The organism is Lentzea sp. JNUCC 0626, from assembly GCF_043632865.1.
Taxonomy (GTDB): domain Bacteria; phylum Actinomycetota; class Actinomycetes; order Mycobacteriales; family Pseudonocardiaceae; genus Lentzea.
In genome coordinates, this window is the sequence record NZ_CP171635.1 from 8944168 (window position 1) to 8970922 (window position 26755).

Consider the following 26755-nt stretch of genomic DNA (forward strand, 5'->3'; position numbering starts at 1 on the left):
GACGGTCCGTGGAGAACAACGAAACGGCCGTCGTCACGGCTGACGACCTGGTGCGAGCACGCGAACGGCTGCTCGTGCCAGGTCGTCGTCGCTTGACCGCCGAACCTCTGCGCGAAGCACTCGTGGACCTGCACGAGTTCTGGCTCACCAAGCACGCGGGGGCAGCCGGGGTATCCGGATCGGGTATCGCGCTGGTGGCGGTCGGTGGGCTGGGGCGGCGTGAGCTCGTGCCCTACTCAGACCTCGATCTCGTCCTGGTGCACAACGGCATCAAGCACGTCGACGAGATCGCCGAGAAGCTCTGGTATCCGCTCTGGAACTCGGGAATCGGCCTCGACCACTCAGTCCGCACGGTCGGGGAGGCCCTGCGAGTCGCCGCCGGCGATCTGCGCACCGCCTTGGGGCTGTTGGACATCCGGCACATCTCCGGCGACCCCGAGGTCACCCAGAAGCTCGCCGACGGCGCGAAGCAGGCGTGGCGTGCCAACGTCCGCAACCGCCTGGACGAGATGGCGGAGTCCGCGCAGAAGCGCTGGGCCCGCAGTGGCGAGATCGCGCATCGCGTCGAGCCGGACCTCAAGCACGGCCGCGGCGGGTTGCGGGACATCACGATCCTGGACGCGTTGTCGGTCGCTCAGGTGGTTGATCGTCCGTCCGCCGACGTGGACGAAGCTCGCCGGCTGCTGCTGGACGTGCGCACCGAACTCCGCCGGGTGGCTCTCAAGCCACGCGACGTGCTGCGCGCGCAAGACGGTGACGAGGTGGCGTCCGCACTGGGGTTGCAGGACCGCTTCGCTCTGGCCCGTTCGTTGTCCTCCGCCGCACGCACCGTCGTCTACGCGTTCGACGTGGCGATGCGCGGAGCCCGTGCCGCAGCACCGAAACGCGGCCTGGGGGCTTTCCTGCGCGGCCAGCCCGCGCGCAGGCCGTTGGACGAAGGCGTTGTACTGCACGGCTCCGAGGTGTCCCTCGCCCGTGACGCCATTCCCAGCCGTGACCCGGCGTTGTTGTTGCGTGTGGCGACGGCGGCCGCACGCAGCAAGCACCCGATCGCGAACGGAACCCTGACGCGTCTGGCGGACTCCGCCCCCGAGCTGCGCCAACCGTGGCCGCGCGAGGCCCGCGAGGAGCTGCTCGCGTTGCTGGGCAGCGGCAACGGCCTGGTCGACGTAGTAGAAGCGTTGGACCGCACGGGTTTGTGGGGCCGACTCTTCCCCGAGTGGGGCGCCGTACGAGACCTGCCACCCCGCGACGCCGCGCACATGTGGACCGTGGACCGCCACCTGGTCCAGACCGTCGCGCACGCGGCAAGGCTGGCCACCACAGTCGCCCGCCCGGACCTGCTGCTGCTGGGCGCGTTGATCCACGACATCGGCAAGGGCCGCCAACAGGACCACTCCGAAGTAGGCGCCGCTCTCGCAACCCAGATCGGCGAACGCATCGGCCTGTGGCCGCAGGACGTCGAAACGCTGTCCCTAATGGTCCGCCACCACCTTTTGCTGCCACACACCGCAACCCGCCGCGACGTCGAAGACGAGGCGACGGTGCACAGGGTGGTGGAAACGTTGGGCGGCGACGCGGTCCTGCTGGAACTGCTGCACGCTCTGGCCGAGTCGGACTCCATCGCCACGGGCCCAGGCGTCTGGACGGACTGGAAGGCCGCGCTGATGGCCGACCTGGTCAAACGCTGCCGCACGGCCATGGCGGGCGAAGCCCTGCCCAAACCCGAACCCCTCGACCCGGCCCACGTGCAGATGGCAGAACGCGTGGCTTCGTCGGGGAAACCGGACGTGCTGCTCGAAAAGCAGGACCACGCCGCCGTCGTCACCGTGCTGGCCCCCGACCGCCCAGGCGTGCTCTCCAAGGCCGCCGGGGTGTTGGCGCTCAACTCTCTAGAGGTGCACGCGGCAACGTTGCGCTCACACGGCGGTGCGACGGTGGATGCGTTCACGGTGTCACCGAGGTTCGGCTCCCTGCCCGACGCCAAACTCCTGCGCGAACAGCTCACCCGCGCGATCGAGGGCTCGCTGCTGCTGGCGGACAAACTGGCCGCCAAGGAACGCGACTACGGCGGCCCACCCCAAGACCCACCCCCGGCGCGCGTCCTGTGGTTCGACGACGAGGCAACCGGCGCCGTGGTCCTGGAACTCCGCGCCGCCGACCGGATCGGCCTGCTGCACCGCGTGGCGGGCGCGTTGGAGCAGTGCGGCGCCGACGTGCAGTGGGCCCGCGTGTCGACGCTGGGAGCAACGGTCGTCGACTCGTTCAGCATCGCGGGCGACGACCTGGACCGACGCCGGATCGAACGGGCGGTGCTCGACGCGGCCAGGTAGCGGTTGAGTAGCTCTACGCACAACCACTCCGGGTGCTCACGCTCCTGCGCACGTCTGGAACCCGGCAGGCTTCGTGGTGTCCGGAAAGCGTCTTCGAGGGGTAGATCGCTTACCGGACGGGCAGGCCGGCCGGGGCAAGGCCGGTGGTGGCGGGTGACGGAGCCGGGGGAGGTACCGGACACCCACCACCACCGCCGCTCCGGCCGGTGTCGCCCAACCCCGCCACTCGGGCTTCCGCGCCGCCGAAACGCACGCACCGCCGCCGCTCCGTCCGTGTGGCTTCAACGCGCGTAGCCACCCCTGCGACCGTGCCGCCGCGACCTCCGACCCCGCGACCCCCTAACCGAGCCCCCTAAATCCAAGAGAACCCTGTGCATTTCACCCGAAACCGGACCAAACTGAACGAGAAGGAAGGTCAAGACGTCTTCTAGGACATGACCGCCGTGCTGAACACGCAGACCGCAGTCGTCCGAGTGCCGAAGCGCTCGCTCGTAGTCCTCGCCGGAATCCCGGGCGCGGGCAAGACGACCCTGCTCAGCCGACTCGACGCGGACGAACCGGTCACCGTCCTCGACTCCGACCAGGTCCGCACCTGGCTCGAGCCACGAATCCCGCTCCCGTACAAGTACTGGCGCGTGTTGGTGCACCTCACCCACCGTGCCCGAGTCTTCTGGGCGGCGATCTTCTGCAAGGGCCTCCTGGTGGTCCACGAGCCGTCCACCCGCCCCGGCACCAGGTTCATGCTCCTGCTCGCCGGGCTCGTCTCCGGCCGCAGCCGGCACTTCCTCTGGCTGGACGCCTCAGCCGCCCAGGCCCTGGACGGCCAGATCGCCCGCAAGCGCATCGTCCGCACCCACGCGTTCGAACGCCACGTGCGGCGCGGCTCCTCGATGCGCGCGCAGTTCGAGGCGGGCTGGGTGCCGTTCGGATTCAGCGGCGTGACGCTCCTCACCCGTGCGGGAACCTCGGGTGGTCTGCGCATCATGGTGTCGTGATCAAGGCCGTCCTCTTCGACTTCGCGGGCACCCTCTTCGGGCGCCCCACCCACCCGTGGCTGTCGGCGCAGCACCTCTCGGTGCTGCGCGCCCCGGCACCGTTCGTGGCGCGGATGAACGCGGCGGAACGCGCTGTCTGGGACGCCCGCGACCTCACCGTGCTGGCCAACCGGTCGGCCTACTGGACCCTGTTTCGGCTGGCAGGGCTCAGGATGACCGACGACATCTTCCAGCGGCTGCACAACCCGGCGTTCTGGTTGCCGTACCCCGACACCGCCCAGGCGCTCGACGTTGCCAGGCCGTTGAAGATCGGGGTCCTGAGCAACGTCTCGTGGGACATCCGGACCCTCTTCAAACGCGAGGAACTGGACGTCGACGCGTTCCTGCTCTCCTACGAGATCGGCGTCTCGAAGCCCTCCAAGAGGGCTTTCGAGACCGCCTGCGTGCGTTTCGACGTTAGCCCGGAAGAGTGTTTGTTCGTCGGCGACGACCCGGTCTCCGACGGCGCGGCGGTCGAGGCCGGGCTCCAGTTCGCCCAGATCTCGACCGCCCCGGTCGGCCGCCGCGCACCGGTGCTGCTGGAGGCACTCGCCCAGCACGGCATCAGCTGAGCCGCAGCCGCGCCTCCCACAGCGGGTCCTCGCCGCCGGACAGCGGGTGCCGGAACCCGTCGGAGACGTTCCAGTACCGCACGGTCCCGTCCAGCGACCCGGTGACGGCCGCGCCGAACGGAGACCACAGCGCGGCGGTCACCGAGTCGTCGTGGCCGATCAACGCCGTGCGCTGGCCGCCCGTGTACGGGTCCCAGACGCGGGCCGTGCGGTCCTTCGACGCGGTCAGCAGGCTCCGGCCGTCCGGAGACCACGCCAAGGCGTTGATCTCGTTCGTGTGGCCGCGCAGCTCACCTATCTCGGTCAACGCGCCGTCCATCCGCAGCAGCACCACCGCGCCGTCCGTGCAGCCGACGGCCAGCAGGTCCGTGTCCGGATGCCACGCGGCGGACGTGAAGCGCTTGCCCCTGCCGAACGAGCACAGCGTGCGCTCCAGCGAGTTCACCGTGATCAGGTCGTCCTCCCCGGCGACCGCGAACACCCGCCGGTTGCGATGCCACGACACCGCGCGCAACACCCCGGAGTGGCGGGTCCACGAACCGGCCGGCAACGGGGTCCCGGAACGGTCGTAGAGCCGCGGTGACCAGTCGCGGTCGCGGGACACCACGGCCAGCACACCGCCGTCCGACGACCAGCGCACGTCCGTGATCGCGTCCGTCCAGTCGGTCAGCCGCCGCACCTCGGTCGTGAGGCCGTCGGTGATCGAGACGGACCCGTCGGTGCAGCCGATCGCGAGCCGCGCGCCGTCCGCCGACCACGCCACCGCCTCCGGCCAGCCGTCGTAGAACTTGCCGCCGACGGGGTTGTAGCCGTAGCCCGCGAACGGCCGTGGCTCCACGATGAGGTGCCCCACCGTGAGTTCGTCGTGGCGCGGACTCCACGCCAACGCGCGCACGGGGTGCTCCACGTCGATCGAGTTGTTCTCGTCGGGTTCTGAGCCGATCTTCCACGTCCGGTGCGTGCCGTCGTCGGAGACCGTCGCCAGCCGATCACCCTCGTGCGACCACGCGACGTCGCACACGTCCCGCTGGTGGCCGCGCAGGCACAGCAGGTCGGCGCCGGAGTCGGCGTCCCAGATCCGCACGGTGCCGTCGGCCGACGCGGTGGCGATCCGCGACCCGCCCGGCGACCACGCGACCCGGTGCACCTGGTCGAGGTGCCCGGTCAGGTCCCGTTGCCCGCGGGCGTGGTTCACGACGGCCTTGGCGTCCGGGCCGCCGCTCACGAACACCCTCGGACGCAACGGGTGGAAGCGCACCGATCGCACCGCCGACGACGCCACCTGCACGGTCGTGCGGCGCGGACCGCCGGGTTTGCGCAGGTCGATCATGCCGTCGTCGCGCGCGCTCGCGACGAGGTTGTTCGACGCGATGTCGGCGTCCCACAGCGGCACCGGCTGGCCGAGCTTGTCGAGGTTCTCGATCTCGTCGACCGGGGTGCCGCCGCCGTCGACCTCCCACAGGTACGCGACGCCGTTCTCGCACGCGACCAGCACGCGACTGCCGTCGGTGTCGAAGCGCACGGACCTGGGGCGGTGCCGGAGCTTGATCACTCGGATCTCCTGGTGCGTCCACGCCGACCACAGCCGCAGCGTGAGGTCGGTGGCGACGGACGCGATGACGTCGCCCTTGGGGGACCAGGCGACCGAACGCACCCAGCCCGGGCCGTCGCCGTGGCGTTCCTGGTCGTGCGTGAAGACGTGCAGGCAGGCGCCCGTTTCCGCGTCCCACAGCCGGACCGTGCCGTCCTTGGAGCCGGTCACGACGGTGGTGTCGTCCGGCGACCAGTCGACGCCCCAGATGCCGTCCGAGTGGCCCGTGAACGAGCGGTGCAGGTGCGTTGCGGCTATGGCGCGCAACAGACTTCTGCGCCAACCCGTCAGATCGGGTGCGTGCAGCAGCAACCGCACGGCGTCGTCGTCTCCGGCGAGAGCGCGCAGCACCTCGTCCGGGTTCAGCCGGTCCGACCGGTGCACCTCGTCGTTCATCCGCTGTTGCAACGACTGCCGCAGCAGCTGCATCGCGTTGCCGGAGAAGTGCAGTCCTGCCAACGTTTCTTCGAGCTCGGGCCAACGGTTGTCGTTTGGTGCCAACAAGTTCAGCAGTGACGAGAGCCGCGACGGCGCGATGACCTGGTCGGGGTGCTTGACCCAGTCCGTCGCGATGTCCTCGACCTCACGCCGCGCGCGCAGGCCGACGTGGTCGCGTTCCAGCTCCTCCTGCAACTGGGGCCAATGCAGGAACAGGCTCTCGTGCGCGACCTCGATGGTCTGGCGCGTCGCCGTGAGCACGCGGTTGGTGATGAACGGGTCGAGCAGCCGCCGGTCCTCTGCGGGCACCTCGTCCATCGCGAGCGCGCGGCGGGTGAACTTGCCCGACTCGTCCACCGCGACCAGCCGGCGCAACGTCCGCAGCACGCGGCGTTCGGCCTCGTGCAGCGGCGGCCACGAACCGTCCGCGTCACGCACCAGGTCACGGGCCATCGCGAACGCCTCGTCGGCCTGCCTTCGCAGCACGTCCATCACACGACCCGATGCCGTGTACTCGGCCCGTGTGATGGGCCTCGGCGTGCGTTTGCCGTCGGGGTTGACGTGCCGCCACAGGTTCTCCAGCGCGAACGCCAGCAGTGGCAACGATTCGCGGCTCGCGTCCTCTTGAATCAACCCCAACGCGGAGTCGTCGACGTTCCAGCCGAAGGAACGCAACGGGCCGTTGACGACCATCGGGATTTCGGCCTTGGTCAACGGCGTTACCAAGAAATCGTCCCGTAAGAGAGGGGCGAAGTCTTCGCGGCGCATGAGTTCATCTAGGAAATCCGCACGAACCGTGTACACGACCCATGCCTCGCCACGGCTTGCAGCAACGAGTCTGCGCACTAAGTCCGCAGACTCGCTCATTAAGAGCTCCTCGGCCTGATCGAGCACGACCAGCCGTCTGCCCGGTCCCTCGATCTCGGGCAACACGCCCTGCGACGGCGTGACCGGTCCGATGATCGTCCACCCCTCCCGTCGGAGGAGAGGGATCAGACCGGCTCGGACCAGCGACGACTTGCCCGCACCGGACGGACCGATGACCGCCATCGCACCGTGCGTGCGGCGACCGAGCAACGGCTCCGCCAGACGTTGGACGTCGTCGTCACGTCCGAAGAAGAGGGACGCCTGGTGCTCGTCGAAAGCCTTCAGGCCGGGGAACGGGGACGAGAGAGGTGCTGCCTTGGTGACGCCCGCGTGTTCGAGGACCTTCAGCGCGGTATCGCGCGCTGCGGCCAGTGAGTCGGGAGAAGTGGTATCGACGCGTTGGGCCTGGAGGTCGTTGAGAACCGCACGATTCTGCGACCGTGCACTGAAGAACTCGACACACGGCGAATGCGGCTTGCGCTCGCGGAACACGGACGCCTCCCAGATGCACCACTCGGAGAACGAGCCGGGCGACGTCACGACGATCAGGGCGTCGGCGCCCAGCAGCTCTCTGCGCAGGCTGTCCTTCCAGGGCAGTGAGACGTCGAGTCCGGAACCGGGCGCGGTGTAGGCGTGCACGTCCTCGAAACCCGCGGCCAGCAGGGCGTCGCGCAGGTACAGCGCGATCTCGCCGCCCTCGTCGTGCCCGTGGTAGCTGAGGAAGATTCGCCCCATGAGCTGCATCCTGCATCACGAGCTGGGGAGGCACACCGGGCCGGACGACGTGAACGGCTAGTGTGGAGGGCGTGTTCTCCACGCTTTCCGACCGGCTGACCACGGTTCTCCAGGGCCTTCGCGGCAAGGGCCGGCTCAGCGACGCCGACATCGACGCGACCGCCCGCGAGATCAGGGTCGCCCTGCTCGAGGCCGACGTCGCGCTGCCCGTCGTCCGCAACTTCATCGCCAAGGTGAAGGAACGGGCCAAGGGTTCCGAGGTCCACCAGGCGCTGAACCCGGCGCAGCAGGTCGTGAAGATCGTCAACGAGGAGCTCGTCAACGTCCTCGGCGGCGAGACGCGGCGGCTGAACCTCGCCAAGAACCCGCCCTCGGTGATCATGCTGGCGGGTCTGCAGGGTGCCGGTAAGACGACGCTCGCGGGCAAGCTGGCCAAGTGGCTGAAGGGCCAGGGCCACACGCCGCTGCTCGTCGCGGCCGACCTGCAGCGCCCGAACGCCGTCACGCAGCTCCAGGTCGTCGGTGAGCGCGCGGGCGTGCCCGTGTTCGCCCCCGAGCCCGGCAACGGCGTCGGCAACCCGGTCGAGGTCTCGCGCCAGGGCATCGCCGAGGCCAAGGCCAAGCAGCACGACATCGTCCTCGTCGACACGGCCGGCCGGCTCGGCGTGGACGAGGAGATGATGCAGCAGGCCATCGACATCCGGGCCGCCGTCAACCCGGACGAGATCCTGTTCGTGGTCGACGCCATGGTCGGTCAGGACGCGATCAACACCGCCACGGCGTTCCGCGATGGCGTCGGCTTCACCGGTGTCGTGCTCACGAAGCTCGACGGCGACGCCCGCGGTGGTGCGGCGCTGTCGGTCCGCGAGGTCACCGGCCAGCCGATCCTCTTCGCGTCCAACGGCGAGAAGCTCGAGGACTTCGACGTCTTCCACCCCGACCGGATGGCCTCGCGCATCCTCGGCATGGGCGACGTCCTCACGCTGATCGAGCAGGCCGAGCAGCACTTCGACCAGGAGCAGGCCGAGAAGGCCGCCGCGAAGCTGCACACCGGCCAGCTCACGCTGGAGGACTTCCTCGAGCAGATGCTCGCGATCCGCAAGATGGGCCCGATCGCGAACCTGCTCGGCATGCTGCCCGGCGCCGGTCAGATGAAGGACCAGCTCGGCATGCTGGACGAGAAACACCTCGACCGCATCCAGGCGATCATCCGCGGCATGACCCCGGCCGAGCGCGACGACCCCAAGATGATCAACGGCTCCCGCCGGCTGCGCATCGCGAACGGCTCGGGCGTCAAGGTCAGCGACGTCAACGACCTGGTCAACCGCTTCTTCGAGGCCCGCAAGATGATGGCGTCGATGGCGGGCCGGATGGGCTTCGGCGGCGGCGGTGGCGGCAGCAAGACCCGCAAGGGCAAGAAGGGGAAGAAGGGCAAGGGCCGCGGCCCGACGCCCCCGAAGATGAAGGGCGGCTTCCCGCCCGGCATGTTCCCCGGCGGCATGCCCGGCATGCCTCCCGGTGGCGGGATGCCGAACATCCCTGGCCTCGGCGGCGGCATGAACGAACTCCCGCCCGGCTTCGACCCGTCGAAGTTCAAGTTCGACGGGGACGACAAGAAGAAGTGACCATGCACCTGCGCGGCGTCGTCCTGCCGGACGGCGAACCGCGGGACCTGTGGGTCGTCAACGGCCGCGTCCGCACCCGCCCGGTGCCGAACGCGCAGACCGTCGTGGACGGCGGCTACCTCGTGCCGGGCCTGGTCGACGCGCACTGCCACGTCGGCCTGGGCCCGCAAGGCGGCGTCGAACTGCCCGAGGCCGTCGAACAGGCGATCACCGACCGCGACGCGGGCACGTTGCTGATCCGCGACTGCGGCTCCCCGATCGACACCCGCCCGCTGCAGGAACGCCTCGACCTGCCGCGCATCGTCCGCGCGGGCAAGCACATCTCCAAGCCCAAGCGCTACATCCCGGGCATCAGCGTCGAGGTGGAGACCGACCTGGTGACGGCCGTGGCCGAGCAGGCCGCGGACGGCGACGGCTGGGTGAAGCTCGTCGGAGACTGGATCGACCGCGGCGAGGGCGACCTGGCTCCACTGTGGACAGACGACGAACTGGCGCAGGCCATCAAGGTCGCCCACGCGGCCGGTGCCAAGGTCACCGCCCACGTGTTCGGCGAGGACGCACTGCCCGGCCTGATCAACGCGGGCATCGACTGCATCGAGCACGGCACGGGGCTCACCGACGACACGATCGCGTTGATGGCCGCTCGTGGCACTGCCCTGGTGCCCACTTTGATCAACATCGAGACTTTTCCCGGCATCGCCGAGAAGGCCGGGAAGTATCCGAAGTACGCGAACCACATGCGTGATCTGCACGCTCGCGTGTCGCGGACGGTGGCTTCCGCTGTTGAGGCTGGGATCCCTGTTTACGCTGGTACTGATGCTGGTGGGGGGATTCAGCACGGGCGCATCGTTGACGAGATCGTCGCGTTGCGCGGGGTGGGGATGAGCGCTGTTGATGCCATTGGGGCGGCTTCTTGGAACGCCCGGGAGTGGCTTGGGTTCCCTTCGTTGACCGAGGGGGCGGCGGCGGACATCGTCGTTTATGACGAGGATCCTCGGGAGAACCTCGAGGTTCTTCGGTCACCGCGGATGGTCATGCTGCGGGGCCGGATTCACTGACGCGGGTCGGTTTGCGTTCGGGGGCGTTGCGTTCCAGCGGGGTGGGTTGCGTTCCTGGGGTTCCGTCGCCTTGCGAGGGTGGTCCATCAGGCAGTGACGAAGTGAGCGGGGTTGCGATTGGGGCTTGACCTTGAGCCTCTAGCTGGATGCATTCGCGGCCTCCAAAGCCGGGGAGTAGTACGCCCCGGCCGGACCGGACAGGTTGGCATCCAGCCCCTCAAGGTCAAGCCCCAATCGCCATGAACGGCGGAACCGGTTCCCAGAGCTGATCAGCCCGTTCGGGCTCGCTTCGCGTCGCCACGCCAGGTTTCGTAGGTGGTTGGCTTGCGTTGGTGGCTGTCCGGTTGGCACCTCGCGCCTGGCCAAGACGGTGGTCGCCTTGCGTTGGCGACTGCGGTTGGGCGGGAGTGTCAGACCTGCTCGGTACGGTGGGTTGCGGGGGAGCCAACATCCAGGGGGACCCTTGCGTCAGCCTGCCCCCGCCGCCCCTCAGCCGTGCTGCGCGAACGCCCCCACCTCGTAGTTCCCGCCCTTCTGCCGAGTGATCACGTTCAACCGGTTCGCGGCGTTGATCAGCCCGATCAGCGTCACCAGAGCGACGGTCTCCTCGTCGTCGAAGTGCTTCCGCACCGCCTCCCAGGTCTCGTCGCTGGTGCCTTGAGGCGTCAGCAGCGTGCCCTCCTCGGTGAGTGCGAGCGCGGCCCGTTCGGCGTCGGTGAACACCGTCGTCTCGCGCCACCCCGCCACCAGGTGCAGGCGCAGCGGGTCCTCGCCGTTCGCGATGGCCTCCTTGACGTGCATGTCGAGGCACAGGCCGCAGCCGTTGATCTGGCTCGCGCGCAGGCTCACCAGTTCGATCACGCTCTTCGGCAGCGTCGACTCGTGCAGTACGCCGTTGAGTCCCGCGAACCGCTTCGCGAGCTTGGCGCCGGTCTGGGTGGCGAAGAAGTTGATGCGCGGTTCCATTTGGGGTTCCTCCCTCGTTGGCGTTTCGACCACGAGATGCCGGAGCCCCGAATCCTGTGACTGTGATCCGGGCCACTGTCACAAACGCGCGTGTAGTGGTGTCTTGTGGCCATGGATGTCGCCACCGACGCGTTCGTCAGTCATCGGAACCTGCTCTTCACGATCGCCTACGAGATGCTCGGGTCGGCCGCGGACGCCGAGGACGTGTTGCAGGAGACGTGGCTGCGGTGGTCCGGGGTTGAGCACTCGGGCGTGGAGAACCACCGGGCGTACCTGGTGCGGATCGTGACGCGGCAGGCCCTCGGGCGGCTGCGCACGCTCGGCAGGCGCAAGGAGTCGTACGTCGGGTCGTGGTTGCCGGAGCCGTTGCTGACCACGCCGGACGTCGCCGAGGACGTGGAGCTCGCGGACAGCGTGTCGATGGCGATGATGCTCGTTCTGGAGACGCTCACGCCGACCGAGCGAGCGGTGTTCGTGCTGCGTGAGGTGTTCGGGCTGGAGTACGACGAGATCGCGTCCGCCGTGGACAAGAACGCCGCCGCTGTCCGCCAGATCGCCCATCGCGCACGGTCGCACGTGGCTGCGCGCCGTCCGCGTGAGGTCGTGACGCAACAGCAGTCGCGTGAGGCTTTGGCCGCGTTCCAACGCGCCACCGAAACGGGTGATCTCCAGGCGTTGCTGGACCTGCTGGCGCCCGACGTCGTGCTGCTCGGTGACGGCGGCGGCGTGAAGCAGGCGGTGCCGCGGCCGATCGTCGGTGCCTCGAAGGTGGCGCGGTTGCTGGTCGGCGGGCTGCTCAAGTTCAGCGGCTGGACGATGGAGCCCGCGCAGGTCAACGGCCACCCGGCGCTGGTCGTGCGATTTGGTGGCGAACTCGACACGGTGATCGCCGTCCGGATGGAGGACGGCCTGATCAGCGGCCTGTACGCGGTCCGCAACCCGGCCAAGCTCACGCACATGGCGGAGCAGACGGCATTGCGCCGAGGGGTTTAGTAGCAGCGTCTGTACGCCGATCCAACCACCAGGAACTAGGACAACCGGCGGGAACCCGATCTGACCAACTTTTGTCCAGGTGGTTGGTCCGGTTTCCCGCTGTGCCGCACAGTAACCTCGGAATTCCGGGCGGCGGCGTCGAACGCGAGGTGGGCTGATCATGAGAGTGCCAGTGCCTGCTGTTCCTCCGCCGGCGGACGTGGCGTGACTAAATTGCAGAGTGTGAGTGAGCCGGAATCCGTGAAGCCGAGCAACGGCCTCATCGAGACGTTGCGGGACATCAGCCGCAACCCGGAGCCCGAGCGGGTGGGCCAGCGCTGGGGTTTCGGCGCGTTCCTGCTGGTCGAGGCCGTCTTCATCCTGAGCGCCGTGTTCATCACGGCCGTGGGCTCGAGTTTCGGCGCGACGCTCGAGTCGTCGCCGACGCTGGTGCTGGTCGGCTCGCTGGTGCCGATCATGCTCGCGGCCGGGCTCGCGATCGTGATCACGTACGTGCGCGGCAACGGCCCGGTGATCGACCTGCGGCTCAGCCTGACCAAGGCGGACGTGGTCTTCGGTCTCAAGATCGGCGTGATCGGCCTGGTCTTCACCTACTTCGCCGCGTGGCTGTGGGGGACGATCGTCGGCAAGGACAACGCCACGAGCGCCATCGGCGAGCTCTTCAACCAGGCGAACCTCCCGCTGTCCGCCGCCATCACGATGTTCGTCTACATGAGCTTCATCGGGCCGATCTGCGAGGAGATCATCTTCCGCGGTCTGCTCTGGGGCGCGGTCGAACGGCAGGGCTGGAGCCGGTGGGCGGCGTTCGTGCTGACCACGGTGATCTTCGCGGTGAGCCACCTCGAACCGCAGCGCACGTGGTTGCTGCTGGTGATCGCCATCCCGATCGGCGTGGCCCGGCTGATCACCCGCAGCCTCGGGGCGAGCATGGTGGCGCACGTGCTGAACAACTTCCTGCCCGGCCTGTCCCTGCTGCTGCTCTCGGTCGGGGTCATCTGATGGACCTGAACAGCGACCTCGGCGAGGGCTTCGGCATCTGGCAGCTCGGCGACGACACCGCGTTGCTGGGCGTCATCAGCAGCGCGAACGTCGCGTGCGGGTTCCACGCCGGCGATCCGTCCACGATGCGTCGTGTGTGTGAGGAAGCCGCACGCAACGGAGTTCGCATCGGTGCGCAGGTCTCGTACCGCGACCTCGCCGGGTTCGGCCGCCGGTTCATCGACGCGGACCCCGTGGAGTTGGCCGACGAGGTGCTCTATCAGATCGGCGCACTCGATGCGTGCGCACGAGCAGCAGGCACCGAGGTCGTGTACGTGAAGCCACACGGCGCGCTGTACAACGCCACGGTGCATCACGCTGCACAGGCTCAGGCCGTCGTGAACGGCGTACGGGCCTTCAAGGACCTGCCGATCCTCGGTCTGCCCGGTTCGCAGTTGCTGGAGAAGGCGTCGGCGGCGGGCCTGCGGGGCGTCCAGGAGGCGTTCGCGGACCGCGGCTACACGCCCGAGGGCACGCTGGTGCCCCGCAGTCAGCCCGGTGCGCTGCTCACCGACACCGCCGCCGTCGTCGAACGGGCCACCAGGCTGCTCGACGGCGAGATCGTCGCGGTCGACGGCACGGTGCTCAAGACGCAGGCCGAGTCGTTGTGCGTGCACGGCGACACGCCGGGAGCCGTCGCGCACGCGCGTGCCGTGCGGGAAGCGCTCGGGGCCGTCACGCCGTTCGCGTAGGACCCGATTCGGATCCACCGGCCCCCATCTGGCACAATTGCCCGCTGTCCGTCGTGGTCGGCCCCTCTGCCCGGGCCACGGCCGTGCGAACCATCAACACAGAGCTCTCGAGGAGTACCAGGCCAATGGCCGTCAAGATCAAGCTTCAGCGTCTCGGCAAGATCCGCCAGCCGTACTACCGCATCGTGGTCGCCGACGCGCGCACCCGTCGCGACGGCAAGGCCATCGAGACGATCGGCAAGTACCACCCCAAGGAAGAGCCGTCGTTCATCGCGGTCGACTCCGAGCGCGCGCAGTACTGGCTGGGTGTCGGCGCGCAGCCGACCGAGTCCGTCCAGCGCCTGCTGGAGATCACCGGTGACTGGCAGAAGTTCAAGGGCCTGCCGGGCACCGAGGGCACCCTGCGCGTCAAGGAGCCCAAGACCTCCAAGGCCGACCTGTTCGCCGCCGCGCTCGCCGCCGCGAACGAGGAGCCGATGACCGAGGCCACCACGCCGAAGGCGAAGAAGGCCAAGAAGGCCGACGACGCGCCCAAGGCTGACGCCGAGGCGCCCAAGGACGAGGCGTGAGTTTGTTGGCTGACGCCCTCGAACACCTCGTTCGCGGCATCGTCGACCACCCGGACGACGTCCGGGTGAACCTCGTCACGACCCGCCGCGGCCGCACCCTCGAGGTCCACGTCCACCCGGACGACCTCGGCAAGGTGATCGGTCGTGGCGGTCGCACCGCGACGGCTCTGCGCACCGTGATGGCCGGTATCGGCGGTCGTGGCGTGCGGGTCGACGTCGTCGACACCGACCGCTGATCGAAGCTGTTAAGGGCAAATGGACGTCGTTGTCGGCCGTGTGGCCAAGGCGCACGGGATCACCGGCGAACTAGCCGTTGACGTGCGCACCGATTCTCCCGAACTGCGCTTCGCGGTCGGGAGGACGATGCAAGCCAAACTGCGTGACGGCACGTCCCGAAGCCTCACCGTGTCAGCCGCCCGGCCTCACGCCGGGCGGCTGCTCGTGCGTTTCGAGGAAGTCCTCACGCGGGACGTCGCGGAGGCGTTGCGCGGCACGTTGTTGCTGGGCAGCACCGACGACCTGCCGCCGACCGGCGACCCCGACGAGTTCTACGACCACGAGCTCGAAGGGCTCGCGGCCGAACTCGTCGACGGCACGAAGATCGGCACGGTCAAGGAGATCCTGCACGGACCGGGCGGTGAACTGCTCGTCGTCATCCGTGACAAGGGCGAGGCGCTGATCCCGTTCGTGCGCGAGATCGTGCCCACCGTGGACGTGCGCGGCGGCCGTGTCGTGATCGACCCGCCAGAGGGTCTGCTCGATGCAGATTGACGTCGTCACGATCTTTCCCGAGTACCTCGCGCCGTTGCGCGCGGCGTTGCTCGGGAAGGCGATCGACCGCGGCCTGATCAGCGTCGGCGTGCACGACCTGCGCGACTGGACCGAAGACGTGCACAAGGCTGTCGACGACAGCCCGTACGGCGGCGGTCCGGGCATGGTCATGAAGGCCGACATCTGGGGTCATGCCCTGGACGACGTGTGCACGGACGAGACGCGTCTCATCGTGCCCACGCCGGCTGGACGTCCGTTCACGCAAGCGTTGGCGCACGAGTACGCGGACGAGTCGCACCTCGTCTTCGCGTGTGGTCGCTACGAAGGTATCGACCAGCGTGTGGTGGATGACGCTCGTCGGCGCGTGCGCGTTGATGAGGTGTCCATCGGCGACTACGTGCTCGTCGGCGGTGAGGTGGCGGTGCTCGCGATCGTGGAAGCGGTCGCACGGCTGCTGCCCGGCGTGCTCGGGAACCCGAAGTCACATGCTGAGGACTCGTTCCAGGACGGGCTGCTCGAAGGGCCGAGCTACACGCGGCCGTTGGTGTGGCGCGACCTGGAGGTGCCGGACGTGCTGCGGTCCGGCAATCACAAGAAGATCGACCGCTGGCGGCGTGACCAGTCCCTCGTCCGGACCTTCGAACGGCGTCCTGACCTGCTGGAATCGTTGCCCGCGACTGCTTTCGACAAGCACGACCGCGCCCTGCTCACGCGCCTGCGCGAGGGTGGGGAGTAGCCCGATTTCGTTCCGGAAGGCCTGGTCTGGCACACTGGACCAGTTGCCGCAGCCGGTGTGACGTCGGCGTGCGCACACAAACCGACCCCCATCATGTCGTGCACAGACATGGAACATGCTCTGGGGAGTTCAAGACACGTGAGGAACACCGATGAACATCCTGGACGCACTCGACGCCCAGTCGCTGCGCACTGACATCCCGGCGTTCCGCGCCGGTGACACGCTGAAGGTCCACGTCCGCGTCATCGAGGGCTCGCGCGAGCGCGTCCAGGTGTTCCAGGGCGTCGTGATCCGTCGCCAGGGCGGCGGCATCCGCGAGACCTTCACCGTCCGCAAGGTCTCGTTCGGTGTCGGCGTCGAGCGCACCTTCCCGGTGCACACCCCGAACATCGCCGAGGTCGAGGTCGTCACCCGCGGTGACGTGCGTCGCGCCAAGCTGTACTACCTCCGCGACCTGCGCGGCAAGGCCGCCAAGATCAAGGAGAAGCGCGAGGCCAAGCCGGTCTCCTGATCGGTGGCTTCGAGCCCAGAGGACTTCGAGGACGCCTCCGCACCGGACGAACCGGAGCGGGGGCGTACTCCTGTTTGGAGAGAAGTCCTGTACGTCGTCGTGACGGCCGTCGTGCTGACGGTGCTCATCCAGGCGTTCGTGGCGCGGGTCTACGTGATCCCCTCGGCGTCCATGGAAGCGACCCTGCACGGGTGCACCGGCTGCGAGAACGACCGCGTGCTGGTCGACAAGATCGTCTACCGGTTCGGTGACATCGAGCCCGGCGAGGTCGTCGTGTTCCGCGGCCCCGAGGCGTGGACGACCACGGACTTCCGCACCCCGCCGTCGACCAATCCCGTCGCGGGTTTCGTGCGGAACATCGGTTCGTTGCTGGGCATCGCGCCCGCGAACGAGCGTGACTTCGTGAAGCGCGTCATCGCGTTGCCCGGCCAGACGGTGATGTGTTGCGACGAGCAGCACCGTGTTGTTGTGGACGGCAAACCGCTCGACGAGCCCTATGTGCATTGGCAGGCCGGAAGTTCGCCCGCGGACCACCAGCCGTTCGATCCGGTGCGCGTGCCGGAGGGACGATTGTTCGTCATGGGGGACAACCGGATGAACTCCACCGACTCGCGCAAACAGGGCGGTGGGGGCGTAGCGGGCACAGTGCCGGTCGAAAACGTCATCGGCAAAGCCCGGTACGTCGTTTTCCCCAAAGATCGGTGGAGTGTTGTGTCGGATCACAACCCCCCAGCCCCTAGGCTGATCTCGTGGTCGACGACGCTCCAGAGCAGAACCCGCCAGCCGACGAGCCCGGTTCGGACGCTTCGGACAAGCCAGCGAAGAAGCAGAAGAAAAAGGGCAACTTCTGGAAGGAACTGCCCGTCCTCATCCTGGTCGCGTTCGGCCTCGCGATCGGCATCCAGATCTTCCTCGGCCGGGTCTACATGATCCCGTCCGAGTCGATGGAGACGACGCTGCACGGGTGCACCGACTGCTACGGCGACCGGGTGCTGGTGGACAAGGTGACTTTCCGCTTCACCGATCCGGCGCCGGGCGACGTGATCGTGTTCCGCGGGCCGCCGTCGTGGCAGAACGACTTCATCTCCGACGAGCCGACGAACCCGGTCTCGCAGGCGTTGTCGTGGCTCGGTTCGCTGGTGGGTCTGCCGTCGGCGAACGAGGAGGACTTCGTCAAGCGCGTGATCGCCGTCGGCGGCCAGACCGTGAAGTGCTGCGACGAGCAGAACCGCGTGACGGTCGACGGCAAACCGCTCGACGAGCCCTACAAGCACTACGACGAGGGCACGCCGGCCGAGCAGGAGTCGTTCGAGGAGCTCAAGATCCCCGACGGCATGCTGTTCGTGCTCGGCGACAACCGCAACCACTCGTGCGACTCGCGCTGCCAGGGCCAGGGCGGCCTGAACGGCCTGGTCCCGGTGGACGACGTGATCGGCAAGGCACGCGTGATCGTGCTGCCGCCGTCGAGGTGGGGCGGGGTGTCGGACCACAACCCGCAGACCGTCGCGATGAGCGCGCCGGGCTGGCAGGAGAGCGCCCCGCTGGGCCTCGGTATCGTCGGTGCGTGGCCGCTCCTCCTGCTCGGACGCCGAGTGCGAGACCGATTCCGCCGATGACCATGCTGATGCCGCCCCGCGCCGTCGTGCGGGGCTCGACGGGCAACTGGGCCCTGCAGAGCACCCTCGAACGCCGAGGTCTCGGCCCGGTGGCCGGCGTGGACGAGGCAGGCCGCGGCCCGTGCGCGGGCCCCCTCGTGATCGCCGCGTGCGTCCTTCGACCGGGTGATGCTGCCCGCTTCGAGGGCCTCAACGACTCGAAGCTCATGACGGCAGCAGCACGCGATCGGATGTACGACCTGGTCCTGAAGCGTGCCTTGGATCACTCGATAGTGGTCGTTTCGCCCGCCGACATCGACTGGCTGGGCATCCACGTCATGAACATCGAGGGTATGCGCCGAGCCGTGGCCCAGATGGCGACCCACCCCGGCTACGTCCTGACGGACGGCTTCAAGGTGCCGGGCATGCCCGCCCCGAACGTGGCGGTGCTCAAAGGCGACCAGGCAGCAGCCTGCGTGGCAGCGGCATCAGTGCTGGCCAAGGTCACAAGAGACCGGATCATGGCCGACCTGCACGCCCGGCACCCGCAGTACGGATTCAACGTCCACAAGGGCTACTGCACACCAGAACACACGGCAGCGTTGATGGAACACGGCCCGTGTGCAGAGCACCGCTGGTCGTATGTAAATGTGGCAGCAGCGGCCGTTAAGCACGGTCTCGCCGCGCCGCACAGGGTGGCGCGCGGCACGACCGCGACCACCGTGGTCCAGAATGATGCAGCCCCGGCTGACGCCGGGGAGCTCGCGACGAGGGAGGGCGCGGAGCAGATGACCCGCGCGGAGGCGTAATGAGTGCAGAGGATCTCGAAAAGTACGAGACCGAGATGGAGCTGTCGCTGTACAAGGAGTACCGCGACATAGTCAGCCAGTTCTCGTTCGTCGTGGAGACCGAACGGCGTTTCTACCTGGCCAACTCGGTGGACGTGCAGGTGCGCAACGCCGACGGCGAGGTGTACTTCGAGGTGCGCATGTCGGACGCGTGGGTGTGGGACATGTACCGCCCCGCGAGGTTCGTCAAGAACGTTCGTGTCATCACGTTCAAGGACGTGAACGTGGAGGAGCTGGACAAGCCGGATCTCCGCCTGCCGGAAAGCGGTCCGTTCCCCAGCTAGAAGACCAACCCCGCCCTCGCCCCTCGTGCCCAGCACGCGGGAGCGAGGGCGGCGCCATGTCCAGCCTGGCCCCACCGCGCCTTGTCCTGCCGCGCTAGCACACCCCTCTGACAATTCTGCCGTTCCAACATCCACAACGGCCGACTTGTCCACAGCCGCCGAGTTGTCCACAGATTCCCGGCGCCCCCACCGCACACCCCTCCCAGCCCGGCACTGTCGTCTCCAACGACCCGCAGGGAGGCGAGCACAGTGGCACTGGCCGAGACCAGGCAGCAGGAGAAGGGCAGACAGGGCGAGGACCTCGCGTGCAGGTATCTGGAAGGCCAGGGCCTGGTCGTCCTGTCCCGCAACTGGACCTGCCGAGACGGCGAACTCGACGTGGTGGCAGTAGAAGACGGCCGCCTCGTCGTCTGCGAGGTCAAGACCAGAAGCACCCCGCGCTGGGGGCGCCCCGACGAGGCCGTGGACCAGCGCAAGCTCTCCCGCCTCCGCCGAACCGCGCTCCGCTGGCTCGCCGCCCACCACGTCGGCTGGTGCGAGGTCCGCGTGGACCTGATCTCCATCACCTGGCCCGCCCACGGCGAACCCACCCTGCAACACCTGCGGGGAGCCTGAGATGGGCCTGGCACGAGTCTGGTCGGTCGCCCTCTACGGCGTGGACGGCATCGCGGTCGAAATCGAGGCCGACGTGGGCGCGGGCCAACCCCGGACCCACCTCCTGGGCCTCCCGGACGCAGCCCTGCACGAATCCAAGGAGCGCGTCAAAGCAGCGGTCCGCAACAGCGACGAGGAGTGGCCCCAGCAACGCATCGTCCTGGGCCTCTCCCCGGCCAACCTCCCCAAGGGCGGCAGCAGCTACGACCTGGCCATCGCCTGCGCGACCCTCGCCGCCGCAGGCAAGGTCCCCGCGGACCGCCTCGCCACCACGGTCCTGCTGGGCGAACTCGCCCTGGACGGCCGCGTCCGCCCGATCAGAGGCGTGCTCCCGTCCCTCCTGGCCGCCCGCAGGGCAGGCCTGCACGCGGCCATCGTCCCGGTGGACTCCCTTCCGGAAGCGGCCTTGGTGGACGGCGTGACCCTGCACGGCGCGAACACCCTCGCCGAAGCCCTGGCCTGGCTGAGAGGCGGCGACATCACCCTCCAATCCCCGCCGCCGGCACCAGACCCGCCCGCACCACCCGTCCCGGACCTGGCAGACGTCGTGGGTCAACCCGAAGCCCGCTGGGCCCTGGAGGTGGCCGCCGCAGGTGCCCACCACCTGTGCCTGACGGGCCCGCCAGGCACAGGCAAGACCATGCTGGCCGAACGCCTGCCGGGCCTGCTTCCACCCCTGACCCGGCAAGAATCCCTGGCGGTGACGGCCGTCCACTCGGTGGCCGGTGTCCTGTCCTCCGACTACCCCTTGGTGGCCACGCCGCCCTTCGTGAACGTCCACCACACGACCTCGATAGCTGCCCTGATAGGCGGCGGCAGTGGCATGGCCAAACCAGGCGCCGCCTCCAAGGCCCACAAGGGAGTCCTCTTCCTGGACGAGGCCTGCGAGTTCGGCCAGAAGACCATCGACACCCTCCGCACCGCCCTGGAGGAGGGCGAGGTCCGCATCCCGAGACGAGACGGCATAGCCCGCTACCCGGCCCGCTTCCAGCTGATCCTCGCCACCAACCCGTGCCCCTGCGCCCCGCCCAAAGAGATCGACTGCATCTGCACCATCACAGCTCGCCGCCGCTACCAGGCCAAACTGAGCGGTCCCCTGCTGGACCGCGTGGACCTGCGCGTCCGCATGAGGGCCACCACGGCCATGTCCAACGCCGAAGCAGCCCCGCCGGAACCCACAGCCTTGGTGAGGGCGAGAGTCCTCAAAGCCAGGCAGCGAGCAGCCACCCGCTGGTCCTCCCACGGCCACACCTGGCCCTCCAACTCCCAGGTCCCTGGCCCGTCGCTGAGACGAGAGTTCGCCCTCCCGAGAACGACGACGGCCCTCCTGGACAAAGCCCTGGCCATAGGGGCCCTGACCGGCCGGGGAGCCGACCGCTGCCTGAGGGTCGCCTGGACGCTCGCCGACCTGGCCGAAGTCGACCGCCCCACCCAGGACCACGTCGCAGCCGCCCTGCAGTTCCGAGAACGAAGGGCTCCTTAGCCCACCAGAACCGCCGGCCGCGGACCCCACTCCCACTCCGCGCGCCGGCCCCCTGAGCGGGTCGCCCGCCCGTCCCCGGCGGGCGACCCGCTCCTCACCCCCGAGGAGCCACCGTGACCACCCACCTCCCCACCCCAACCCCGACCGCCGCCCTTCTCCGCCTGAGCTGCACAGTCCGAAAGCGCACCTCAGGCGCCAGCCCTCCACACCCCTGGACCCTCGACCCCTGGCAACGCTGGCTCCCGTGGCGGTGGTTCCGATGACCACCACAGATCCGCCCGCAACCCGCTCCGCCACCGAGCCGCCCGGAACCCCTTCCGCCACCGAACCGCCCGCAACCCCTTCCGCCAGACGGGCGTCCGACACCGTCCGCCTGGCCAGGGCCTACCTCTCCCGAGTGGCCGAGCCCTACCCGGCAGCGCTGGCCGCGTTCGTCAAGGAGGTCGGTCCGGTAGAGGCGGCAGCCCGCGTGCGCTCCGGCGAAATTTCGCCCACCGTGGCCAGCCAGACCTCCGCGAGGCGAGCCGAAGAACGCGCCGAAGCCGACCTGGCCACCATCGCCAAACTGGGTGGCCGCCTGGTGGTCCCCGAGGACGAGGAGTGGCCCCGCTGGCCGTTGCTGGCACTGGAGAACATCGCCGCCCTCCGCTGCGGCGGCGAACCCCTGGCCCTGTGGGTGCGCGGCCCGCACTTCCTCGCCGACGTAGTGGACAAGGCGGTGGCAATAGTCGGCTCGCGCGCCTCCACCGCGTACGGAGAGCACGTCGCCGCCGAGTTCGCCTACGGGCTGGCGTTGACGGGCACGACGGTCGTTTCCGGTGCCGCATACGGCATCGACGGCGCAGCCCACCGCGGCGCACTCCACGCCGGCGGCATGACGATCGCGGTGCTGGCCTGCGGCGCCGACACCGCCTACCCCGGCGGACACCAGGGCTTGCTCGCCAAGATCGCGCTGGAGGGCTTGATCGTCAGCGAGTACGCACCGGGCGTGATGCCCGCGCGGCACCGCTTCCTCACCCGCAACCGCCTCATCGCCGCCCTCGGCGGCGGCACCGTCGTCGTGGAGGCGGGGCGTCGCAGCGGGGCCAAGAACACCGCGGCGATCACGCTCGCCCTGGGACGGCAGCTGATGGTGGTGCCAGGCCCCGTCACGTCGGCGAGTTCCGTCGGTTGCCACGAGTTGCTGCGGGACGGACGGGCCGTGTCAGTCAGTTCGATCGCCGAGGTCGTGGAGTCGATCGGACGTTTCGGCGACGACCTCGCCACCCAACCCGCCGAGAAGGAGAGCGACCTCGGCACCCCACAAGGAGAGGCCATGCGCGTCTACGAGGCCTTGGGCAAGCGACGCGGCCTGAGTGCCGAGGTCGTGTCAGTCGAGTCAGGCGTGCCGCTGGAACGGGTTCGAGCGCTGTTGCCCGAGTTGGAGCTCGCCGGACTGGCACTCCGCCTCGACGAAGGCTGGCAGAAGCTGGAACCGGGGTGAGCAAGAGTCCACTGTGGATAGAGCGGGCCGGCGTCAAGCCGCCTGATCGGCCAGGCCCGCAAGACCGCGTGCAGTCAGCCGCCCCGCCAAGCGGCCAACCGGCACGGCGTAGTTCAGCAAGGTCCGCATTCGGGTGGCCCGAGGTCGACTCGACGCCAGTAGGAGCTCAAGGACGACCTCCAGCCTGCCTCGGGGACGGGGCTCTTGCTTCCGTCATCTGGATGTGCCGCCGCCCTTGCGCCTGGGCTGGTCGTCGTCCGGGTCACCTTGGCCTGCGTCGGACTGGTCGGTGTCGGCCTGGTCGGCGTCGCGCAGCACGAGGGCGGCGATGACGGCGTCTGCCAGCGCGTCGGCCTTCTGTTGCTTCATGCCCAGCGAGAGGGCGCGTTCCAGGGCGATCTGGCGCACTTCGGCCAGTTGGGCGGTGGTGAGCGGGGTGGACGGCAAGGCCAGTGGTTCGTCGGGCTTGCCTCGCATCTTGCGCCAGGCCTTGCGGACGGCGCTGGTCATGCCGTCGCGGACGGCCGTGCCGATGCTGTCGGAGACGGCGGTGATCACGCTGCCGGACACCAGGGCGATCACTGGTGTGGCCATGGCCACGACGTCTCCCAGGCCGAAGCCGATCGGGTCGTCGTGGGCCTGGCGCAGGCGGCGTTCGGCCTGCCTGGGGTTCTCCAGGTAGGGAGCGGCCACGACGTCGAACGACGGCAGCTCCTCAGGGGCGATCTTGCGCACCACGTGGCGCGCGAGGTCGTCGGCTGTTCGGACGGTGGTGCTGGCTGCCATCACTACTCCGAAAGGTGATCTGTGCGTGCCGCCAAACCCCTGCTCGTCACAGGGAGTTGAAACGTTATCGTGTTCACGATCATGAGAGCGCTCTCAAATGGGGCGAGGGTGTGGCGATACTTGACCAAACGCCCCGACTGGCGCAGCGTCTTGGCCTATGTCCTCGCCGCCGCATGGTCGGACACGTCGTGTCGATCTCGTTCGCCTGCGCGAAAAACTGCCGGCGAACGTGGAAGACGTGTTGCGCCAGTACGAACGGCATCTGATGTTGGAGCGTGATCTGTCTCCGCACACGGTGCGCGCCTACATCGGAGACGCGGTGGCGTTGCTGGGACACGTCGCCGGGAATATCCCGGAACAAGCGGATGTCACGCGCATTGATCTGACGAATTTGCGCTCTTGGCTTGCCGCGCAACGCACTGCGGGCGCGAGTCGCACGACTCTCGCGCGTCGTGCCGCTGCCGCGCGCGCATTTACCGCTTGGGCGCACCGAGCAGGGCATTTGGCGGCGGATCCGGGGCCTCGGCTCGCGGCTCCGCGTCCGCATCGGACGTTGCCCTCGGTGTTGCGGGAGGACCAGGCGAAGGACGCCATGAGGGCCGTATCCTCTGGCGCGTCCCAAGGCGATCCGGTTGCGCTGCGTGATCAGGCCGTGGTGGAGTTGCTGTACGCCACAGGTATCCGCGTGGCCGAACTCTGTGGTCTTGACCTCGAGGACGTGGACTACTCCCTAAGGGTGATTCGAGTTCTGGGCAAAGGTGGACGCGAGCGCAGCACGCCCTTCGGCGTGCCTGCCGAGCGAGCGCTCAGGCGGTGGGTGGACGAGGGGCGAAACGCCCTGGTAGCACCGGATTCGCCACCGGCGCTGTTCCTCGGTGCCCGCGGCGGCCGGCTGAACCAGCGCGCCGTTCGCACTCTGGTGCACGAGGTGGTCGCCGTGGTACCGGATGCACCGGACATCGGGCCGCACGGGTTGCGCCACTCCGCTGCGACCCATTTGCTGGAAGGAGGAGCGGACCTGCGCACCGTCCAAGAACTGCTTGGTCACGCTACGCTCGCAACGACTCAGCTTTACACACACGTCACTGTCGAACGGCTGAAGGCGATCCATGACCGAACCCACCCCCGTTCCTGACGCCGCAGGGGGAGGATCGCGTACGGCGACCGTGCCCCCTGAACCCGTCCTGCCCGCACCAGTGTCGAAGCAGGCGAGCAACGGGCACCGTCAGAACGGCGCGCCACGCACCGAGGCATCCCCCGAGCCCGGTGCCAACACGCATGTCAACGGCACGCCCGCTGCCGTTCCGACTGCGGTGACGCGCGCGGACGTCCGGTCCGGTGACGACGTCGAAGCCGGCATCGTCGCCCTGTGGCGCAGCTACGGCGAGTCGCGCGACCAGAGCCAGCGAGACCGCCTGGTCCTGCACTACGCGCCGCTGGTCAAGTACGTGGCCGGCCGCGTAGGCACCGGCCTGCCCGCCCACGTGGACGTGGCCGACCTGATCCAGTCCGGCATCTTCGGCCTGGTCGACGCCATCGAGAAGTTCGAACCGGAACGCGGTCTCAAGTTCGAGACCTACGCCATGCAGCGCATCCGCGGCGCGATCCTCGACGACCTCCGCTCCCAGGACTGGGTGCCGCGCTCGGTCCGCAGCCGGGCCCGCGACGTCGAACGAGCCCTCGAACGCCTAGGCGCGAAACTGCAGCGCACGCCCACCGACCGCGAGCTCGCCGCAGAGCTCAAGATCGGCCTGGCCGAACTCCGCGAGCTCTACGGCCAGCTCCAACTCACCAGCGTCGTCGCCCTGGACGAGCTCATCGCCCCGAACAAGGGCGGCTCCTCCCTGGCCGAATCGCTGCCCGACGACGCCGCGGAAGACCCGGTGGCGAGCCTCGTCGACCAGGACAGCCGCCGCCAGCTGGCCGACGCGATCGCCCAGCTCGCAGAACGCGACCGAGTAGTAGTCACCCTCTACTACTTCGAAAACCTCACCCTCGCCGAAATCGGCAAGGTCCTGGGCGTCACCGAGTCGCGCGTCTGCCAGCTCCACACCCGCGCGGTCCTGCGCCTGCGCACGAAGCTCAACGAGCAGTCCGAGGCCTGACCGCAGCCTCACCGCTCACCCCAGCAGCCTGGCACCAGCCGGGCTGCCGCACGCCCGCACCAAGAAGGCCGCGAGGGCCTCACAAATCGGACTTGAACCCCCTTTCCGTCCTTCGCCGGGCCAAATTCACTCGAACGGGTGGCCCTTGGGCTAGGTCCAAGCACGCCCCGTGCCCACTCGGGCATCCGCCGCCCCGCCAGACCCGTGAGCCGGGCGGACCCCGACGGTCCAGGCCAGCCGCAGATCGAGCGCCTGGCAGATGGAGTAGTCGACGCCTGCCGGACGAACTGCTGTGCCCCACCGCAGCCAGGTCGCCAGTTGTCAGGGACGCCGCCGGCCGGGAGGCCGGTCGACGGGTTGCGAACTGGGCAGCTCGCGAACAGCAAGGCCAAGAATCGGGCAGCCGGCGAACAGCGAGGCCGGGATCAGGCGGCCGCTCTGGGGCGGGCCGGGGCACGTCGGGCTGGGCTTGGCTGGGTAGCGCTGGGGCGCGTCGGGTTGGGCCAGGCCTGACCGGGCTGGGCCGGTGCGGGCTGGGTGGCGCTGAGGCGCGTCGGGCGGGGCTGGCTGAGGCGGGCTGGCCTTAGCTGGTCAGAGGGCGAGTGAGTGGTGAGTCCGCCTGGTGGTGGCCTCAGCTGCAAGGTCGGCCGACAGGTCGGGAGCCGGGTGACAGCGAACGGCATGGCCGGGAATCAGACGGAAGATCGGGCTAGGCCAGCCAGGCCAGGCGACGCCAGGCGGGATGGGGCGAGGCCAGGTCAGGTGAGGCGGGGCGAGGTCAGGGCGCGGGCTAGTGGACGGCGCCGATGGGGGTGCTCGGTCGTGAGCTTGGGCCGTGGCGGGAAGCGGTGGCCCGCAGGTTGGCTGGGCGGCACGCGAGGCGGGCGGCGGCCAGCGGTGTTGAGAGTCGGGTAGCTGGCGGGTGGACTCGGGGCGTTGGGGTGGGCCGGGAGGCTGGCCTGGTTGGGGTTGGCCGCCTCCCGGCCCG

At 68.9% G+C, this 26755-nt stretch carries 25 protein-coding genes and 1 pseudogene; 23 read left to right on the plus strand and 3 right to left on the minus strand.

Annotated elements, in window-relative coordinates; translation table 11 throughout:
• The first annotated feature begins 8 nt into the window (after window positions 1-8).
• The 3 genes from JNUCC0626_RS41910 (at window position 9) to JNUCC0626_RS41920 (ending at window position 3939) form a co-directional block, all read left to right on the plus strand.
• Window positions 9-2333: a [protein-PII] uridylyltransferase gene (locus JNUCC0626_RS41910; RefSeq protein WP_394616183.1), complete on the plus strand. Its 2325-nt coding sequence runs from the start codon at window positions 9-11 to the stop codon at window positions 2331-2333.
• A 434-nt stretch (window positions 2334-2767) separates the two neighbouring features.
• On the plus strand, window positions 2768-3328 hold the full coding sequence (locus JNUCC0626_RS41915) for an AAA family ATPase (protein ID WP_394616184.1): 561 nt from the start codon (window positions 2768-2770) through the stop codon (window positions 3326-3328).
• Entirely contained in the window at window positions 3325-3939 is a 615-nt protein-coding gene (locus JNUCC0626_RS41920) for an HAD family hydrolase (protein ID WP_394616185.1), read from the plus strand. The genes JNUCC0626_RS41915 and JNUCC0626_RS41920 overlap by 4 nt, the downstream gene beginning before the upstream one ends.
• On the opposite strand, the gene JNUCC0626_RS41925 is transcribed toward JNUCC0626_RS41920, so the two are convergent.
• Window positions 3932-7375, minus strand: coding sequence for an NACHT and WD repeat domain-containing protein (locus tag JNUCC0626_RS41925; protein WP_394622215.1), 3444 nt, complete (start codon window positions 7373-7375; stop codon window positions 3932-3934). The genes JNUCC0626_RS41920 and JNUCC0626_RS41925 overlap by 8 nt on opposite strands.
• Between JNUCC0626_RS41925 and JNUCC0626_RS41930 the strand changes: the two genes are divergently transcribed.
• The 3 genes from JNUCC0626_RS41930 to JNUCC0626_RS41940 all read left to right on the plus strand — a co-directional run bounded on the left by JNUCC0626_RS41930 (window position 7341) and on the right by JNUCC0626_RS41940 (window position 10253).
• Window positions 7341-7466: a hypothetical protein gene (locus JNUCC0626_RS41930; RefSeq protein ID WP_394622278.1), complete on the plus strand. Its 126-nt coding sequence runs from the start codon at window positions 7341-7343 to the stop codon at window positions 7464-7466. The two genes, JNUCC0626_RS41925 and JNUCC0626_RS41930, sit on opposite strands and share 35 nt — an antisense overlap.
• Before the next feature lie 175 nt (window positions 7467-7641).
• Window positions 7642-9195 carry a signal recognition particle protein gene (ffh, locus tag JNUCC0626_RS41935; protein ID WP_394616186.1) on the plus strand — a complete coding sequence of 518 codons (1554 nt, stop codon included), beginning with the start codon at window positions 7642-7644 and terminating at the stop codon, window positions 9193-9195.
• A 2-nt stretch (window positions 9196-9197) separates the two neighbouring features.
• The gene (locus JNUCC0626_RS41940; RefSeq protein WP_394622216.1) at window positions 9198-10253 is read left to right on the plus strand and encodes an amidohydrolase family protein; all 1056 of its coding nucleotides are present in this window, start codon (window positions 9198-9200) and stop codon (window positions 10251-10253) included.
• Window positions 10254-10742: 489 nt separating this feature from the next.
• On the opposite strand, the gene JNUCC0626_RS41945 is transcribed toward JNUCC0626_RS41940, so the two are convergent.
• A complete protein-coding gene (locus JNUCC0626_RS41945) occupies window positions 10743-11219 on the minus strand; it encodes a carboxymuconolactone decarboxylase family protein (protein ID WP_394616187.1) in 477 nt (158 codons plus the stop codon).
• Window positions 11220-11330: 111 nt separating this feature from the next.
• Between JNUCC0626_RS41945 and JNUCC0626_RS41950 the strand changes: the two genes are divergently transcribed.
• The 15 genes and pseudogenes from JNUCC0626_RS41950 to dprA all read left to right on the plus strand — a co-directional run bounded on the left by JNUCC0626_RS41950 (window position 11331) and on the right by dprA (window position 22876).
• Window positions 11331-12212: an RNA polymerase sigma-70 factor gene (locus JNUCC0626_RS41950; RefSeq protein WP_394616188.1), complete on the plus strand. Its 882-nt coding sequence runs from the start codon at window positions 11331-11333 to the stop codon at window positions 12210-12212.
• A 222-nt stretch (window positions 12213-12434) separates the two neighbouring features.
• Complete coding sequence (locus JNUCC0626_RS41955) at window positions 12435-13211, plus strand: CPBP family intramembrane glutamic endopeptidase (protein ID WP_394616189.1); 777 nt, start codon at window positions 12435-12437, stop codon at window positions 13209-13211.
• Window positions 13211-13942 carry a LamB/YcsF family protein gene (locus tag JNUCC0626_RS41960; protein ID WP_394616190.1) on the plus strand — a complete coding sequence of 244 codons (732 nt, stop codon included), beginning with the start codon at window positions 13211-13213 and terminating at the stop codon, window positions 13940-13942. Before JNUCC0626_RS41955 ends, JNUCC0626_RS41960 begins: the two co-directional genes overlap by 1 nt.
• Window positions 13943-14067: 125 nt before the next feature.
• The gene (gene rpsP, locus JNUCC0626_RS41965; RefSeq protein ID WP_191303055.1) at window positions 14068-14511 is read left to right on the plus strand and encodes a 30S ribosomal protein S16; all 444 of its coding nucleotides are present in this window, start codon (window positions 14068-14070) and stop codon (window positions 14509-14511) included.
• A complete protein-coding gene (locus tag JNUCC0626_RS41970; protein WP_030468017.1) occupies window positions 14508-14747 on the plus strand; it encodes an RNA-binding protein in 240 nt (79 codons plus the stop codon). Before rpsP ends, JNUCC0626_RS41970 begins: the two co-directional genes overlap by 4 nt.
• A gap of 19 nt (window positions 14748-14766) precedes the next feature.
• Complete coding sequence (gene rimM / locus JNUCC0626_RS41975) at window positions 14767-15282, plus strand: ribosome maturation factor RimM (RefSeq protein ID WP_394616191.1); 516 nt, start codon at window positions 14767-14769, stop codon at window positions 15280-15282.
• Entirely contained in the window at window positions 15272-16018 is a 747-nt protein-coding gene (gene trmD, locus JNUCC0626_RS41980; RefSeq protein WP_394616192.1) for a tRNA (guanosine(37)-N1)-methyltransferase TrmD, read from the plus strand. Before rimM ends, trmD begins: the two co-directional genes overlap by 11 nt.
• Before the next feature lie 151 nt (window positions 16019-16169).
• Window positions 16170-16529, plus strand: a complete 360-nt coding sequence (gene rplS / locus JNUCC0626_RS41985; RefSeq protein WP_394616193.1) for a 50S ribosomal protein L19 — start codon at window positions 16170-16172, stop codon at window positions 16527-16529.
• Window positions 16530-16532: 3 nt separating this feature from the next.
• Window positions 16533-17213 (plus strand): annotated as a pseudogene (gene lepB, locus JNUCC0626_RS41990) (signal peptidase I); the annotation flags it as partial.
• A gap of 65 nt (window positions 17214-17278) precedes the next feature.
• Complete coding sequence (gene lepB / locus JNUCC0626_RS41995; protein ID WP_394616194.1) at window positions 17279-18145, plus strand: signal peptidase I; 867 nt, start codon at window positions 17279-17281, stop codon at window positions 18143-18145.
• On the plus strand, window positions 18142-18933 hold the full coding sequence (locus tag JNUCC0626_RS42000) for a ribonuclease HII (RefSeq protein ID WP_394616195.1): 792 nt from the start codon (window positions 18142-18144) through the stop codon (window positions 18931-18933). Before lepB (JNUCC0626_RS41995) ends, JNUCC0626_RS42000 begins: the two co-directional genes overlap by 4 nt.
• Window positions 18933-19256: a DUF2469 domain-containing protein gene (locus tag JNUCC0626_RS42005; RefSeq protein WP_030479657.1), complete on the plus strand. Its 324-nt coding sequence runs from the start codon at window positions 18933-18935 to the stop codon at window positions 19254-19256. Before JNUCC0626_RS42000 ends, JNUCC0626_RS42005 begins: the two co-directional genes overlap by 1 nt.
• A gap of 249 nt (window positions 19257-19505) precedes the next feature.
• Window positions 19506-19871 (plus strand): YraN family protein, encoded by a 366-nt coding sequence (locus JNUCC0626_RS42010; protein WP_394616196.1) that lies wholly within the window; start codon window positions 19506-19508, stop codon window positions 19869-19871.
• A gap of 1 nt (window position 19872) precedes the next feature.
• Window positions 19873-21393 carry a YifB family Mg chelatase-like AAA ATPase gene (locus JNUCC0626_RS42015; protein ID WP_394616197.1) on the plus strand — a complete coding sequence of 507 codons (1521 nt, stop codon included), beginning with the start codon at window positions 19873-19875 and terminating at the stop codon, window positions 21391-21393.
• Window positions 21394-21766: 373 nt separating this feature from the next.
• The gene (dprA, locus tag JNUCC0626_RS42020; protein WP_394622217.1) at window positions 21767-22876 is read left to right on the plus strand and encodes a DNA-processing protein DprA; all 1110 of its coding nucleotides are present in this window, start codon (window positions 21767-21769) and stop codon (window positions 22874-22876) included.
• A 213-nt stretch (window positions 22877-23089) separates the two neighbouring features.
• On the opposite strand, the gene JNUCC0626_RS42025 is transcribed toward dprA, so the two are convergent.
• A complete protein-coding gene (locus JNUCC0626_RS42025) occupies window positions 23090-23662 on the minus strand; it encodes a hypothetical protein (protein ID WP_394616198.1) in 573 nt (190 codons plus the stop codon).
• Between the two features lie 157 nt (window positions 23663-23819).
• On the opposite strand from JNUCC0626_RS42025, the gene JNUCC0626_RS42030 reads away from it, so the two are divergent.
• A complete protein-coding gene (locus tag JNUCC0626_RS42030) occupies window positions 23820-24797 on the plus strand; it encodes a tyrosine recombinase XerC (protein ID WP_394616199.1) in 978 nt (325 codons plus the stop codon).
• Between the two features lie 31 nt (window positions 24798-24828).
• Complete coding sequence (locus JNUCC0626_RS42035; RefSeq protein ID WP_382441049.1) at window positions 24829-25767, plus strand: FliA/WhiG family RNA polymerase sigma factor; 939 nt, start codon at window positions 24829-24831, stop codon at window positions 25765-25767.
• Window positions 25768-26755 lie beyond the last annotated feature (988 nt).

Excerpts from the sequence above, each read along its gene's own strand:
- JNUCC0626_RS41915 (WP_394616184.1), top strand. The coding sequence starts at position 2,768 with ATGACCGCCGTGCTGAACACGCAGACCGCAGTCGTCCGAGTGCCGAAG.
- JNUCC0626_RS41930 (WP_394622278.1), top strand. The coding sequence starts at position 7,341 with ATGCACCACTCGGAGAACGAGCCGGGCGACGTCACGACGATCAGGGCG.
- JNUCC0626_RS41940 (WP_394622216.1), top strand. The coding sequence starts at position 9,198 with ATGCACCTGCGCGGCGTCGTCCTGCCGGACGGCGAACCGCGGGACCTG.
- JNUCC0626_RS41945 (WP_394616187.1), bottom strand. The coding sequence starts at position 11,219 with ATGGAACCGCGCATCAACTTCTTCGCCACCCAGACCGGCGCCAAGCTC.
- JNUCC0626_RS41950 (WP_394616188.1), top strand. The coding sequence starts at position 11,331 with ATGGATGTCGCCACCGACGCGTTCGTCAGTCATCGGAACCTGCTCTTC.
- JNUCC0626_RS41960 (WP_394616190.1), top strand. The coding sequence starts at position 13,211 with ATGGACCTGAACAGCGACCTCGGCGAGGGCTTCGGCATCTGGCAGCTC.
- rpsP (WP_191303055.1), top strand. The coding sequence starts at position 14,068 with ATGGCCGTCAAGATCAAGCTTCAGCGTCTCGGCAAGATCCGCCAGCCG.
- rimM (WP_394616191.1), top strand. The coding sequence starts at position 14,767 with ATGGACGTCGTTGTCGGCCGTGTGGCCAAGGCGCACGGGATCACCGGC.
- trmD (WP_394616192.1), top strand. The coding sequence starts at position 15,272 with ATGCAGATTGACGTCGTCACGATCTTTCCCGAGTACCTCGCGCCGTTG.
- rplS (WP_394616193.1), top strand. The coding sequence starts at position 16,170 with ATGAACATCCTGGACGCACTCGACGCCCAGTCGCTGCGCACTGACATC.
- JNUCC0626_RS42000 (WP_394616195.1), top strand. The coding sequence starts at position 18,142 with ATGACCATGCTGATGCCGCCCCGCGCCGTCGTGCGGGGCTCGACGGGC.
- JNUCC0626_RS42005 (WP_030479657.1), top strand. The coding sequence starts at position 18,933 with ATGAGTGCAGAGGATCTCGAAAAGTACGAGACCGAGATGGAGCTGTCG.
- JNUCC0626_RS42015 (WP_394616197.1), top strand. The coding sequence starts at position 19,873 with ATGGGCCTGGCACGAGTCTGGTCGGTCGCCCTCTACGGCGTGGACGGC.
- JNUCC0626_RS42025 (WP_394616198.1), bottom strand. The coding sequence starts at position 23,662 with ATGGCAGCCAGCACCACCGTCCGAACAGCCGACGACCTCGCGCGCCAC.
- JNUCC0626_RS42030 (WP_394616199.1), top strand. The coding sequence starts at position 23,820 with ATGTCCTCGCCGCCGCATGGTCGGACACGTCGTGTCGATCTCGTTCGC.